Origin of the sequence: Paraburkholderia sp. BL21I4N1 (assembly GCF_002973525.1) — a bacterium.
GTDB lineage: Bacteria > Pseudomonadota > Gammaproteobacteria > Burkholderiales > Burkholderiaceae > Paraburkholderia.
In genome coordinates this window covers 186,042-200,073 of record NZ_PVEN01000010.1, presented here as the reverse complement: position 1 = coordinate 200,073, position 14,032 = coordinate 186,042, and the positions used below count along the sequence as shown (strand labels likewise).

The following is a 14,032-nucleotide window of genomic DNA, read 5'->3' as shown; positions in this document are numbered from 1 at the left end:
GAACATCCTCATGCGGCATGGGCTGCAAGGCCGCCGCTTCGTCCTGCTCGCCGGCGGACGTGCGCTGATCGCACGCCCTGCGGCTTGCTGCTTCAATCCACCGGCGCGGCGCCCACGCGCGCGCCGCATTCATTTCGAGAAACCTGGCGCGGCGTCACGCGTCACCACGCCGCCGATCAGCGAACGCCACACCGGCGCGTCGCGCTGTTCGGACTGCTCGCCGGGCGTCGACGGCAAGACCGCACCCTTGGCCAGCGGCGACACCAGATGCGGCGTCACGATGATCACCAGCTCCTTCTCGTTCTGCTGGTAGTTCAACTGCTTGAAGAAGGTGCCGATCACCGGCAAATCGCCGAGCAAAGGCACCTTCGACACGTTCGACGCGGTCTCGCGATCGATCAACCCGCCGATCACGAAGCTCTCGCCGTCGCCGAGTTCGACGGTGGTGTCCGCCCGCCGCGTCGTGAATGCGGGCACCGATACGCCGCTAATCGTCACGGCATTCGTGAAGTCGAGCTGGCTCGCTTCGGGTGCGACTTTCAGCGCGATGCGCTGCGGGCTCAGCACGGTCGGCGTCAACGTCAGACCGACGCCGTACGGCTTATAGACGATCGAGGTCGAACCCAGCGCCTGTGGCACCGGCACTGGGATCTCACCGCCGGCGAGGAAGCTCGCGCTCTGTCCGGACAGCGCCACCAGCGTAGGCTCGGCCAGAATGCGCGCGAGGTTGTTGTTCTCCAGCACGCTCAGGTTCGCGAACAGCCCATGGGTGGCAGAGTTGAACAGCAGGTTGAACGCCGATGTAATGGGCGTCGTACTCGTCACCTGCGGCTGCTGCCCCGCCGTTGCCGACACCGAGGTCAACGCCGACGGCGCGTACGAGCCGAACGAAAAACCGTTGTTCTGCTTGAAGAAGTTGAAGCCCAACTCTTTCAGCACCGTGCGGCTGAACTCGACCACCCGCACATCGACCTGCACTACCGCGCGGCTCGCCACCGTCGACGTGTCGAACACCGAGCCGTCCTTGCCGAGCGACCCCTCCGCCGCGACCACGGCGCGCTGATGCGCTTCCATCGTCGCCGCCGAACCGGACACCACCGCCGTGCCGCCGAGCACCTTCAGGCTCGGCGTGTCGGGCCCCAGCAGCGCCGCGGCCGCCGGCGTGATCACGTTGACCGTATAGGTCAGCGGCGCATCGCGATCGCGTTCCCACACCATCAGACTGGTGGTGCCCGCCGCCTTGCCGACCAGCAGCACGCCGCCGCGCTTCTCCCCCTTGATGACGAGCACGTCGGCCACCGCCGGATCGCCGATCGCCACCCGCTGCAGCGCGTGGCCGCCGGCAATCGAGCGCTGCGCGCCGACTGTCAGCTCGACGGTCGGCGCGGCCGCGCCTGGAAGCGGCGTCGCTGCCTGCGTGGACTGGCCCCGCTGTACCACCACCGGTCCGGCCGCATCGGTCGCCACCGAGACCGCCAGCAGCGTCAGCCCAAGGCAGGCGGTCATGCCAGATACAACAATCCGTTTTGTCATGTAGTCATGGACGAGTCAGGCCGCCCGCTCTCTAAACCGCTTACCAGGCGACCGTTTCGGCGCGCCCACCCCGTATCACTTCGATACCGCTCTTTGTCGTGTTCGTACTGGCCGTGACGCGCGTCGCCGGCAACGGCATATGCGACGGCAGCGACGGCAATGGCGGCCGCGCGTCCGCCGGGCCGCTGCTGCCGGACAACGTATCGAGCGCCACGCCGGCCGCAGCGCGGGTCGAATCCTGCAACGGCTCCGCGCCCGCGCGCAGCGCGGTCTTCAGCACGCCCGGATAAGCCGGCAACGCGCTCTGATCGGCGACTTCGGGATCCTTGGCATTACGCAACGCGAAGATCAGACGGCCAGCGCTTTCGGCAAGCATCAGACGATCGACGTCGGCGACCGGCACCGCCAGCACCGCCGTGCGCACCATGCCGTTCGGGTCGCCCGCGCTGTCGCCGCTCGCGGTCGCGTTGCCGAACGTCAGCACGCGCACTTTCGACATCAACAGACGCGCCTGAGTACGGTCGATTTCGCCGTTGCCTCCCATCGAGCCGTCGCGCTTGAGCGTAAAGAACACGTCGACGAAATTGCCGGGCCGCAGCCGGTTGCCGACCGCATTGCTTTCGTCGACCCGCACGGCGAGAGCCCGTTCGCCAGGCTCGACGCGCTCGGCCAGCCCCGACGTCAACTGCGTCTCCAGAATCGGCGAATCCACGCCGATATCGGCGTTCGGCACGCGGCCGGTCAGTTGTGCGGGATCGGTGAACGTGCCGTTCGGATTGATCGGCAGCGACTGCACGCGCAGTTCGTCGGCCGTGATCGGCTTGCCGGCCTGCAGCACGCGGGTCGCCACGACCACGGCGAAGCTCGCTTGCGGCGCGGCCGTGACCGTGGTCGGCGGCGGCCGGCGCGACAACGTCCACGCCAGGATCCCCAGCAGCAGCGCGAGCACGATCAGCACACCCGCGAGAATTTTGGTCAGATTCGGCATGAGAACTCACTGCGTCGGTTGAACGATGCATTGCCGTGCGAACAGCCACGCGCGCGCTCGAATTCAAGCGCCTGCGCATGGGCAGCGACGGAAAGGCGTGGAGCCGGCGCGTGCGTCACTGGATATTCTCCGGATTGAGTTGAACGGTGGCGAGGCTGCTCAACGTGCTGGGCAGCACGTTCTGCATGATCGGCAAAGCCGGCACAAGCGGCTTGCTCGCGTAGTTGTAGGTCAGCGCGACATTGATACATTGCATCGCGTTACCGGCCCCGCAAGGCGCGGAAGTCGGCGTGCAGGTGATCGCAGTGCCCGCCAGCTTCGCGAGCGAGGCCGTCAACTGATTCGCCGCGCTACACGCGTTATTGCCGCGATTGGTCAGCGCGCTTTGCAGCGACGTGTTGCTGGTCCAGTTCAAGGCGGCGCGTGCGCCTTCTTCGGCGGCCAGTGTCATGATCTGCTGGGCCAGCATGATCAGACTGAAACTGACGATGGCGTATAGCACCGTGAAAAACACCGGAAATATCAGCGCGAATTCGACGGTCATCGTGCCGCGCTGTGCCGCGCGCCGCGGCCGGGACAGGCGAACGCGTCGGGCCGCCGCTAACGGAGCGCGAGCGTGAAGGCGCGGCGGGTTCATCGCAGGCCTCCGCTCAGCATCTGCAGCACGAGCCAGCCACTTGCGGCGACCGTCAGACACGCCGCAAAAGGCGTGGACGCTTTGCCTGCTAACTCGAAGGTCGGGCCGCTGTCGCGGCCGAGGTCTGCCAGCCGGGTGCGCGTCGCCGTCAGCAACCACAGCGCATGAATTCCTGCCGCAAGACTCGCCGCCATCCACAAGCCGAGCAACGCATGCATACCGCACCACGCTCCCAGCGCCGCGAACACTTTGACGTCGCCCGCGCCCATTACGCCGAGCGCGAAAAACGGCAATAGCGCGACGAGCCCGATCAACGCGCCGATTAATGCTTGTGTAAGGGAAACACCGAATGGGCCGAATTGCACGAGCGCGCAACCTAATGCCGCCACGAATCCAGCCACGACAACGGAATTGGGAATACGTCGCCGGCGATGGTCGCACACTGCGACCACCACGGCCCACGCCACAAATGTCACGATCCCGAGAAAAACTTTCATTTCGCACTCGACAGGCGAAGCAAAGCCATGCGAATTGCCAGGCAATCCGCATTAACCATAATGGCTATGGCATAAAAAGGCCGCGAAACGAGCGGACGCTGAATTGCCAGCTGTTCCGCGGGACTTTCAGCGTTGCTTTACGCCGCCGGGACGGTTATTTGCCCGGCAATCGCAGTCAGCACGGTTTTGAGATTGCCGCCGATGGTCCCGACGCTGGCCGCGATGACCAGCACGATCAACCCCGCGATCAGCCCATATTCGATAGCCGTGACGCCCTTGTTATCTCTCAGGAAGCGTTGTGTGAACTTTTTCATTTTTACCCTCGGACTTCATCTATTTCGTTTGTTTACCAGCTGCCTCGAACCGCAATTTCTTTAGCGCTACGGACCATTGAGCTCTCATTCATGATCCGGTTTGTTGCGCCGCGGTAACACTCGCCTTGCAGCCTGCTTCAATAAAACGCGTGAGTGTTAGCTGTCTGTTCGATAACGCACCTCCCTCGCCAATCTGTACTGCTTTCGGGTTTTATAGCCGAACAATCTTATTTAAGCAATTGTCCGCTTCCCTGATCCCTATAGCCTATGCGTTTTAAGGCTTCACTCAGGTTAACGGCAGTTCGTGCGTTGCAGCACATAGTAGTAACCATAAGTTAGATTCGCTGCACTAATTATTTGTTTGAACAGAACGTTTCAAGCGCGCCACACGCCGCTTTGCACTTGCGTTACGCCGTACACCGTAACGGCGCGCGCGGCTCGTTACGTTACGCAGAGGTCGTTAATGCGAAATGCATCGCTATAAATAGCGTCCTTCTGATTTAGCGCCTACTCCATCAAAACATCGGAGAGCCTTATTGCGTGTGGCTCAGCGGCACGCGGCAAAAAAATCCTTCGGATTGCGCGGATGAAATGGCACGGCTCGTGCAGAGATAGGCACGCAGCAGCACCCAACAACCACATGCGATGCGAGGGCGACATGAACATTCAAACGACCAACACGACGGTACGGGCAACCCTGATGGCGGCAAGCATTGCCGCGATGCTGACGCTGGCCGCCTGCGGCGGCTCCGGCAGCCTCAGTTCCGGCACCGGCAGCAACGGCAGCGGCTCCGCCGGCGGCACACTTTCCACCAGCGGCAGCGGCTCGATGGGCTCGGGCGGCTCCGGCACCAGCGGCACCTCGGGCACCACCGTCGGTTCGTCCGGCACGAGTGGCACGTCGGGCAGCTCCGGCACCAGCGGCACCTCGGGCACCAGCGGCACGACCCCGGTCGCCAACGCGCTCGGCACGGTGGTGGGCAATGGCGGCGGCATCATCGGCGATGCGGGTCAGACGGTGTCGAGCATCGGCAGCGTGATCGGTTCGCAAAACCTGCCGGGCGTCAGCTCGCAAACCACGCAAGCCGCCGGCGGCATCGTGCAGCAAGCCGGCGCTGCGGTATCGACGCTCGGTAGCGGCGTCTCGCAAGGCCTCGGCCAACTCGGCACCGGCGGCAACGCGGTCGGCACGACTGTGTCGAGCCTGGGCGGCGTCGTGGGTCATGTCGGCGGCGCGGTGACGGACGCCGGCAGCCTCGTGACGAGCCTCGGCAGCGGCCCGCTCGCGCCGTTGTCGGCGATCACCTCGCCGCTCGGCGGCGTCGTATCGACGCTCGGTGGCGCAGTGACCAACGGCGGTAGCACGCTCACCAACGCGCTGTCGACCGGCCCGGTCCAGCAAGTCACGCAAACCCTCAGCACCGCGATCACGCCGATCACGACGATGGTGGCGGCCACCACGCAAACGGTCGGCAACACCACCGGACTCGGCGCACCGCTGAACTCGCTGCTGTCGAAAGTGGGCGGCGGGCTCGGCACGGCCGGCGCCCTGTTGACCGCGACCGGCGGCAACCCGATCACGGCCGCGCTCGGCCACACGGTGACCGACACCGGCACCACGGTCGCCTCGGTGGGCGGCCTGCTCACCGGCGGCAGCGGCGGCAACCCGCTCGCCCCGCTGACCAGCGTGCTCGGTGGCCTGGGCGGCGGCACGGGCAGCGGCCCGCTCGCCCCGCTCACCAGCGTGCTCGGCGGCCTGTCCGGCGGCAGCGGCAGCGGCCCGCTCGCTCCGCTCACCAGCGCCCTCGGCGGCTTGACCGGCGGTGCCGGTAGCAGCCCGCTCGGCGGTTTGACCGGCGCACTCGGCGGCGCAACCGGCGGCACCAGCCCGCTCGCGCCCGTCACCGGCTTGCTGTCGAGCGTGACGGGCGGCCTGTCCGGCGCAGCCGGCGGCAGCAGCGGCCCGCTCGCACCGGTCACCGGCCTGTTGTCCGGTGTCACCAACGCGCTCGGCGGCGTTACCACCACGGCCGCCGCCACGCCGACCTCGACGACCACCGCCGCCACGACCAACTCCGGCGCCGGCCTGTCGCTGTCGACCACCTCCGGCAAAGGAACGGGCAGCAACCCGCTGGCGCCGGTCACCTCGCTGGTCGGCGGACTGCTCGGCGGACTGGGCAAGAAGTAAGCCGCCGCGCGATTCGCAGGCGGTCACACCGTACCGACAGCACACGCACTACATGGAATGGCAATCCGGAACGCGGCCTACCGGCCGCACCGGGTTGCCCGACCTCGGCTGAACTGGGCCGCGTCGCTCAGAACCTCGTTGCAACGGCGCACTTGACCAACGCACACACGACACACCTAAAAGACACAGAGGAGCACCATGTCCACTCATCGTTTTTTTACTCTCCATGCGGCGTGCGCGACTGTGTCGTCGTTGCGCGCACCGTTGATCGCCGTCGCGGTCGCCAGCGTACTCGCCGCGTGTGGCGGCAGCACCGTCAGCGCGCCGCCGACTACCTCAGGCACCGGTAGCGGCGGCGGCTCGGGTTCGGGCGGCAGCGGCTCCGGCACCGTCGCGACCACCAGCACCAGCGGCCTCGTCACCAGCGCCGCGCAAACCACCAGCGACCTCGGCAACACGATCGCCTCGACGACGATTCCCGGCCTCAGCCCGCAAGTCACGCAAGGGCTGGGCAACGCGGTGTCGAGCACCAGCGGCACGCTCAACGCGGCCGCCAACGCGGTCAGCAACGGCCTCGGCCAGATCGGCACGAGCTCCAATCCGGTCGGCGCGACGGTGGGCGGTCTCGGCGGCGTGGTCAGTTCGACGAGCGGTGTCGTGCAAGGCCTGAGCACCGCGGTCGGCGGTCTCGGTACCGGCAATCTCGCGCCGCTGTCGCCGCTCACCACGCCATTGGCCGGTGCGCTCGCCACCACCGCCGGCGCGCTGAACGCGGGCGGTGCGACGCTCGGCAACGTGGTCAACTCCGGGCCGGTGCAACAGATCACGCAGCCGCTCAGCACCGCGATCACACCGATCGTCACGACCGCCGGACTGGTCACGCAGACGGTCGGTACGCAGACCGGGCTCGGTGCGCCGCTGGGCGGCGTGCTCGCGCAAGTGGGCGGCGCGTTGAGCTCGGCCGGCTCGCAAGTGGGCTCGGCGACCAGGAATCCGGTCGGCGCGGACCTCGGCACGCTGGTCGGCTCGCTCGGCAATACCGTGACGAATGCCGGCGGCCTCGTCAATCCGAACGGACCGAATGGCGCGATGCCGATTCCGGGGCTGATCACGAGTCTGGTCGGCAGCACCAATGTGGGCGTGGTCAATGGGCCGCCGGCGAACAGCAGCCCGCTGGCGCCGCTGCAAAGCTCGCTGGCGAGTCTCGGTCTCGGCAGCAACCCGGTCGGCTCGCTGTCGACGCTGCTCGGCGGCACGCCGCTCTCCGGTCTGACGTCGGCGCTCGGCGGCACGCCATTGGGCGCGCTGAGTTCGGGATTGAGCGGCTCACCGCTGAGTTCGCTGACGTCGGTGCTGGGCGGCACGCCGCTGGGCTCGTTGACGTCCGCGCTGGGTGGGGCGGGTAGCGGCGCGGGTCCGTTGTCGTCGCTGACGGGCGCGCTGGGCGGCGTCACCGGCGGCGCAAGCGGCAGCGGCCAGACGCTCGCGCCCGTCACCGGACTGGTCGGGCAACTGACCAGCACGCTGAGTTCGGCGGCCGGTTCGACGAGCGGCTCCAGCAGCCCCGCGGGCGGCCTGACGACACTGCTCGGCGGTCTGCTGCCGGCGAGCCATAAGTAGTCGACCTAACGGCATCGATGAATGCCGCGCGCAACGGTAGTCCGGCGAGACGCATCTCAAGGTACGTCTCGCCGGAGCGTGGAGACCAGATACACGGGCATAGGAAAGAACAGTTTAAGCAACACGCATAAGTAGTCCGATTCATCGCGTGCCCCGCGCTTGCGCCGTCGACGCTCAAGCTCCACGGAGCGCGTGACGTAATACAAGCAAGCATGGCAGTATGCGTCGAGCCACAGATAAGCGATCGCGACCCGCCCGGCCAGGCGGCACGCCGCAACACAAGAACGGCATACGAGGAAAATCCGATGAAACTCGGGTACGGCAGCAAATGGACCATCGTGCTCGCGGCGCTCGCGGCGAGCGCCATGCAGGTGGAGGCACAAGCCCAGGCGCGCCCGGGCGGTGCGGTCGGCGGCAATCCGCTCGACTCGCTGCCGCAGATCAAGGCCCCCGACAAAGGACCCAACGTGACCGTGCAGGTCGCGCCGCAAGCGCCCCAACTTCAGGAACTGCTCGCCCGCCATCTGACGCCGTCGCGCGTGCAGGTCGAGGGCGTGAAGTCGATTCCGTTCGACGAAGTCGCGGCGCGCTTCACGCCGCTCGTCGGCAAGGACACCACGATCGGCGATCTGATCCAGGTCGCCAACGGTGTCACCAAGCTCTACCAGGACCGCGGCTATGCGCTCTCGTTCGCGTTCATTCCGGCGCAGACCTTCGAAGGCGGCGTGGTGCGCGTGACCGTGGTGGAGGGCTACGTGTCGGCGGTCAAGGTGACGGGCAAACCCGGCGCGGTCGAAGACAAGATCCGCGCGATTGCCGACCACATCGTCGCCGACCGGCCATTGCGGCGCGCCACCTTCGAACGCTATATCAACGTGCTCGGCCTGCTGCCGGGCGTGAAGGTCGCGGCGAACGTGCCGCCGCCGCAGAACACCGACGGCGCCACCACGCTCGAACTGAACGTGGACCGCAAGCCGTTCGACGTCAGCATGGGGATCGACTTCAATCACCCCGGCGTGCAGGGATTGCTGACCGCCACGGAAAACGGCCTGACCGCGCTCGGCGAACAGTTGAGCGTATCGGCGTTGCTGCCGAAGGGTCGCGACAACGTCACCTATCTCGCCGCGCACGCCGCGGTGCCGATCGGCAGCAACGGGCTGATCGCGAAGATCGACGCGACCCACTATCGCGGCAATCCGGTCGACAACCCCGGCCTGCCCTCTTACATCGGCCGCACGGTGATCAACGACAAGGTGGGCGGCTCGCTCGCCTATCCGATCCTGTTGAGCAATACGCAGAGCGTGATCGGCACGGCGTCGGTGTATGCGTCGCACGACGAGGATCGTTACAACAATACGGAAACGGGTGCGCAGATCGGCTTGCGTTCGCAGGTACGCGTCATGCAACTGCAGGCCGATTACACCAACGTGCAAACCGGCCAGGTGCGGCGCGCGAGTATCAACGTGGCGAAAGCGTTCGATATTCTCGGCGCGTCGAAAGCGGGTGACTCGAACGTGCCCGGCTCGCCGGTCACGAACCCGGCGTCGATCACCTTCGTGCGCACCGGCGCAAGCTTCTCGCAAAGCAACGAATGGCCGATGAAGATCGGCACCGCGGTGTCATTGACGGGCCAGTACAGCGCCGTCTCGCTGCCGACCTCGGAGCAGATTTCGTTCGGCGCGCAACGTTTCGCGCAGGGCTATCAACCGGGTGAAGCGTCGGGCGATTCCGGCTGGGGCGCGATGTTCGAAATCAATCGTCCGTTCACGCCGGGCTTTACGTATCTGCGCACGCTTACGCCGTACGTGTCGTTCGATATGGCGCGCGTCTATCTGCATGCGGGCACGCCGTCGCCGTCGCGGCTTTCGTCGATCGCGTTCGGCTTCCGGATCTCCGATGCGAAGTACTACAGCCTGGATCTGTCGGTGGCCAAGGCGATCGGCGATGCGCCGGTGGAAAGCGCATCGCGCGCGCCGCGCATCAACGCGACATTTTCGTATCAGTTGAATTGAGCCGCGCGCGATATGCGCTTTGAGCGATGATCGATCGATGCTTGAGCGATACCCGAGCCATGAAAGTGCCGCGTCCTGATTAGAGGGTCCACTATCAAACGACGCGCGCAGTTTCACGTATTCTGCGCTGACGATGTGCGGCCGGCGACGCGCAACCGCGCGCCGCCACCCAAGCGAAACAGAGAACCTGAGGGGCCGTACAAGGCATCACGGCGGCAGAAACCAGCAAGCCGCCCGAGATGCCGATAACGCCGCGCGACCATGATCGCGCTGTCTTTAATCAAGGAGGAAGACAATGCTGCAATTCACACAACGCGCGCGTGCCATCACGCTTCGCACCGCCAAACAGGCCGCGCTCGCCGGCGTATTGCTGGCCAGCGCCATGACGGCCATGGCGCAAACCGATAGCCCGGTCGGCATGTGGCAAACCATCGACGATCACACCGGCCAGCCCAAGGCGCTCGTGCAGATCGCCCAGGACGGCGGGGGTTCGCTTAGCGGCAAGGTAGTCAAGGGGCTCGGACCGAACGACCAGCCGGATCGCCGCTGCACCGCCTGCACCGACGGACGCAAGGATCAGCCGATTCTCGGTATGACCATCATCAACGACATGAAGAAAGACGGCGACAGTTGGGATCACGGGCAGATTCTCGACCCGGAAAATGGCAAGCTCTACAAGTGCAAGATGCACCTGGAAGACGGTGGCAACAAACTGGTGGTGCGCGGCTATATCGGCATCTCGCTGCTGGGCCGCTCGCAAACGTGGGTGCGTCAGCAGTAAGGCAGCGCGAGGCCGCTTTGGCGCGGCCTCGATTGAAGCATAAAAAAACGGCCGACGATCGCCATCGTTCGGCCGTTTTGTTGATAAGAAGTGAGTGGGATCGGTATCGTCATGCAGCGTGCTTGAAAGGCGACCCGAACGCGAAGGGCGAGACCGGTAGCGGTGTCGTGGGGGCCGGCTTGTACACGGCCGGCGCGACAGTACGGGTGGGGTCGCCGTCGACACGCTTCTGTTCCGCGCCCAGGTGCGTTCGCATGCGCGCTTCCATCAAACTGCAAAGCTCTTCGCTCGCACTGCCGAAGAGTTGCTCCGTCACCCGCTTGAGCACACCCGACGCATACCACGCCTTGAAGCGACGATGGCAGGTCTGGTACGACGGATATTTGCGCGGCATGGCGGACCAGGTGGCGCCGCTGTACATGACCCACAGCACGCCATTCAGCACCGAACGGGTATTGGCGAGAGGCCGGCCGCGCAGTTCGGCACGTGGCCGCAATTCGGGGAGCAACGGTGCAACACGTTGCCATTCTTCGTCATTGATATCGCGGTAGGGATCCATGGGTTTCTCCTTCGTCAGAACCTCGACAGAAGATATCCAGTCGTCCGCAGCCGGAATATAAGATCAATCCGAATCTTGAAAATACGTCGGCGCTCGTCGCCTGTTCGGTGAGCGGAGCGCGACCTATCGTAAAAGAATTGCCCGGCTAGTTGACGCGCGCGCTCAGGTCAGCGACGTATCCACGATCCGACGCGGGGTATCGAGGTACTCCTTCGACTGCATTTCGACGATGCGCGAGACCGTGCGTGTGAATTCGTTCGCCATCGGACCGTCAACATACAGCTCTTCCGGCGGCACCGCCGCCGACATCAGCAGCTTGACCTTATGGTCGTAGAACACGTCGATCAGCCAAGTGAAGCGGCGCGCTTCCGACGCCATGCGCACCGACATCTGCGGGACGCCGGAAAGCACCACCGCGTGAAAGCGGCTCGCCAGTTCGAGGTAGTCGTTCTGCGAACGCGGGCCGCCGCAGAGCGTCGCGAAATCGAACCAGACGACGCCGTCGGCTTTACGCAGCGCCTTCAGCTCGCGCTTTTCGATGCGCAGGATCGGGCTCTCGTCGGGCACCGCGGCGAGGCGCGCGAATGCGTCGCGCAAGGCTTTATCCGACGCAGCGCCGAGCGGCGTGTGATACACCTCGACCTGCGCCAGCGTGCGTTGCCGGTAGTCGATGCCCGCATCCACGTTGACCACGTCGAGCTTGCTCTTGATGAGTTCGATCGCCGGCAGCATACGGTCGCGATGCAGGCCGTCCGGATACAGCGTGTCCGGATCGTAGTTGGACGTCATCACGAACTGCACGCCGTTCTCGAACAGCTTGTCGAGCAGACGGTAGAGAATCATCGCGTCGGCGATATCCGACACGTGGAATTCGTCGAAACAGATCAGCCGGTAGCGCTTGGCAATCCGGCGCGCGAGTTCGTCGAGCGGATCGGCCGTGCCTTTCAGCTCTTCCAGTTCGCGGTGCACCTCGCGCATGAACTCGTGGAAATGCAGCCGCGTTTTGCGCTGCACCGGCACGATCATGTAGAAGCTGTCCATCAGGAAGCTCTTGCCCCGCCCTACGCCGCCCCACATGTAGACGCCGCGCGGCAGATCCGGGTGAATGATCAGCTTCTTGAACGCATTCGAGCGGCGCGATTTGTATTCGACCCACTCCTCATAGCACCGCTGCAGGCGGTCGACCGCCGCGAGCTGCGCCGGGTCCGATTGATAGCCCCGCGTCTGCAGTTCTTTTTCGTAGTATTCGGTGACGTTCATTGTGTTGCTGCAAAAAAGAAAGGCGGGAGGGAATGAACCCGCCCGCCTTCGTGGTGATGCCGAATTACGTTCAGTCAGGCGTGCGCGTGATTACATGTTCAGCGCGCGCTTGTCCACGGCAAGAGCCGCTTCGCGCATGACTTCCGACAGCGACGGGTGCGGATGGCAAATGCGGCCGAGGTCTTCCGACGCCGCCTTGAATTCCATCGCCACCACGGCTTCCGCGATCAGGTCCGATGCGTTGGCCGAGATGATGTGCACGCCGAGCAGTTCGTCGGTCTTCGCGTCGGCGATCATCTTGACGAAACCATCCGCCTTGTTGATGCCGAGCGCGCGGCCGTTCGCCATGAACGGGAACTGGCCCGTCTTGACTTCGCGGCCTTCCGCCTTCAGTTGCTGTTCGGTCTTGCCGACCCACGCGATTTCCGGTTCGGTGTAGATCACCCACGGAACGCAGTTGTAGTCGATATGCGGCTTCTGACCGTCGATGATCTCGGCCACCAGCACGCCTTCGTCTTCCGCCTTGTGCGCGAGCATCGGGCCACGCACCACGTCGCCGATCGCGTACACGTTCGGCACCGCCGTCGCGCAGTGGTCGTCGACATCGATGAAGCCGCGCTCGTTGGCCTTCAGGCCGATCGCTTCGAGGCCGAGGTTGTCCGTGTTCGGCACACGGCCGATCGACACGATCAGACGGTCGGCTTCGAGCGATTGCGCGTTGCCGTCCTTGTCCGTGTAAGCGATCGTGACGTTCTTGTCCGTTGCCTTCACTTCGCCGACCTTCACGCCGACGTGAATGTCGAGACCCTGCTTCTTGAACTGCTTGGCGGCTTCCTTGGCCAGCGACTGGTCGGCCGCGCCGAGGAATTCCGGCAGCGCTTCGAGCACGGTCACGTCCGCACCGAGACGACGCCACACCGAACCGAGTTCCAGACCGATCACGCCGGCGCCGATCACGGCCAGCTTCTTCGGCACGCTGTCGAACGTCAGGGCGCCTTCGTTGTCGGCGACGATCTTATTGTCGACCGGAATGCCCGGCAGATGACGCGCCTTCGAACCCGTGGCGATAATCACGTTCTTTGCCGTGACGACTTCCGTCTCGCCTTCGCCGCTCACTTCGATCTGCACGCCGGCGTCCGCCTTGCCGGTGAACTTGCCGTGACCCTTGAGCCAGGTGATCTTGTTCTTGCGGAACAGGAATTCGATACCCTTCGTCATCTTCTCGACGATGCTTTCCTTGCGGGCCAGCATCTTCGCGATGTCGACCTGGACGTTTTCCACGGAGATGCCGTGGTCAGCCAGGTGATGCGATGCGTTTTCAAATTCTTCCGACGACGCGAGCAGCGCCTTCGACGGAATGCAACCCACGTTCAAGCACGTGCCGCCGAGCTTCAGCGCGCCGGCCGGGTTCTTCCACTTCTCGATACATGCGACGGTCTTGCCGAGCTGCGCTGCGCGAATGGCGGCGATATAACCGCCGGGGCCCGCGCCGATCACGACGACGTCAAATTCTTTGGACATGACAATCCTTTTGATGGCGGAACGGCGCGCGGCCACGCTTCGAGGCGCGCGGCGTTCCTGTGCTGCGGAATGCTGGAAAGACGTAGTGCTTATATGGCGTCGACTTGCGCGATGACAAGCCG

General features: G+C 64.9%; 12 protein-coding genes. 4 read left to right on the top strand and 8 right to left on the bottom strand.

Going from position 1 to position 14,032, the window contains the following annotated elements:
- Positions 1-129: 129 nt before the first annotated feature.
- The 5 genes from B0G83_RS24230 to B0G83_RS24210 all read right to left on the bottom strand — a co-directional run bounded on the left by B0G83_RS24230 (position 130) and on the right by B0G83_RS24210 (position 3,969).
- Entirely contained in the window at positions 130-1,533 is a 1,404-nt protein-coding gene (locus B0G83_RS24230; protein WP_105509930.1) for a type II and III secretion system protein family protein, read from the bottom strand.
- 40 nt (positions 1,534-1,573) lie between these two features.
- Positions 1,574-2,521, bottom strand: coding sequence for a Flp pilus assembly protein CpaB (cpaB, locus tag B0G83_RS24225; protein ID WP_105509929.1), 948 nt, complete (start codon positions 2,519-2,521; stop codon positions 1,574-1,576).
- Between the two features lie 115 nt (positions 2,522-2,636).
- On the bottom strand, positions 2,637-3,158 hold the full coding sequence (locus tag B0G83_RS24220; protein WP_105509928.1) for a TadE/TadG family type IV pilus assembly protein: 522 nt from the start codon (positions 3,156-3,158) through the stop codon (positions 2,637-2,639).
- Positions 3,155-3,655, bottom strand: coding sequence for a prepilin peptidase (locus B0G83_RS24215; RefSeq protein ID WP_105509927.1), 501 nt, complete (start codon positions 3,653-3,655; stop codon positions 3,155-3,157). Before B0G83_RS24215 ends, B0G83_RS24220 begins: the two co-directional genes overlap by 4 nt.
- Before the next feature lie 137 nt (positions 3,656-3,792).
- Entirely contained in the window at positions 3,793-3,969 is a 177-nt protein-coding gene (locus tag B0G83_RS24210; RefSeq protein WP_105509926.1) for a Flp family type IVb pilin, read from the bottom strand.
- Positions 3,970-4,627: 658 nt separating this feature from the next.
- Here B0G83_RS24210 and B0G83_RS24205 point away from each other — a divergent pair.
- The 4 genes from B0G83_RS24205 (at position 4,628) to B0G83_RS24190 (ending at position 10,570) form a co-directional block, all read left to right on the top strand.
- Entirely contained in the window at positions 4,628-6,157 is a 1,530-nt protein-coding gene (locus tag B0G83_RS24205) for a collagen-like triple helix repeat-containing protein (protein ID WP_105509925.1), read from the top strand.
- Positions 6,158-6,355: 198 nt separating this feature from the next.
- The gene (locus B0G83_RS24200) at positions 6,356-7,777 is read left to right on the top strand and encodes a collagen-like triple helix repeat-containing protein (protein WP_105509924.1); all 1,422 of its coding nucleotides are present in this window, start codon (positions 6,356-6,358) and stop codon (positions 7,775-7,777) included.
- A gap of 305 nt (positions 7,778-8,082) precedes the next feature.
- Positions 8,083-9,789 carry a ShlB/FhaC/HecB family hemolysin secretion/activation protein gene (locus tag B0G83_RS24195; RefSeq protein ID WP_105509923.1) on the top strand — a complete coding sequence of 569 codons (1,707 nt, stop codon included), beginning with the start codon at positions 8,083-8,085 and terminating at the stop codon, positions 9,787-9,789.
- Positions 9,790-10,084: 295 nt separating this feature from the next.
- The gene (locus B0G83_RS24190) at positions 10,085-10,570 is read left to right on the top strand and encodes a DUF2147 domain-containing protein (RefSeq protein ID WP_105509922.1); all 486 of its coding nucleotides are present in this window, start codon (positions 10,085-10,087) and stop codon (positions 10,568-10,570) included.
- 109 nt (positions 10,571-10,679) lie between these two features.
- On the opposite strand, the gene B0G83_RS24185 is transcribed toward B0G83_RS24190, so the two are convergent.
- The 3 genes from B0G83_RS24185 to lpdA form a co-directional block, all read right to left on the bottom strand.
- Positions 10,680-11,129 (bottom strand): transposase, encoded by a 450-nt coding sequence (locus B0G83_RS24185; RefSeq protein ID WP_105509921.1) that lies wholly within the window; start codon positions 11,127-11,129, stop codon positions 10,680-10,682.
- Positions 11,130-11,291: 162 nt separating this feature from the next.
- Positions 11,292-12,389, bottom strand: coding sequence for a cell division protein ZapE (zapE, locus tag B0G83_RS24180; RefSeq protein WP_105509920.1), 1,098 nt, complete (start codon positions 12,387-12,389; stop codon positions 11,292-11,294).
- Between the two features lie 90 nt (positions 12,390-12,479).
- Positions 12,480-13,910 carry a dihydrolipoyl dehydrogenase gene (gene lpdA / locus B0G83_RS24175; protein ID WP_105509919.1) on the bottom strand — a complete coding sequence of 477 codons (1,431 nt, stop codon included), beginning with the start codon at positions 13,908-13,910 and terminating at the stop codon, positions 12,480-12,482.
- Between the last annotated feature and the right edge of the window lie 122 nt (positions 13,911-14,032).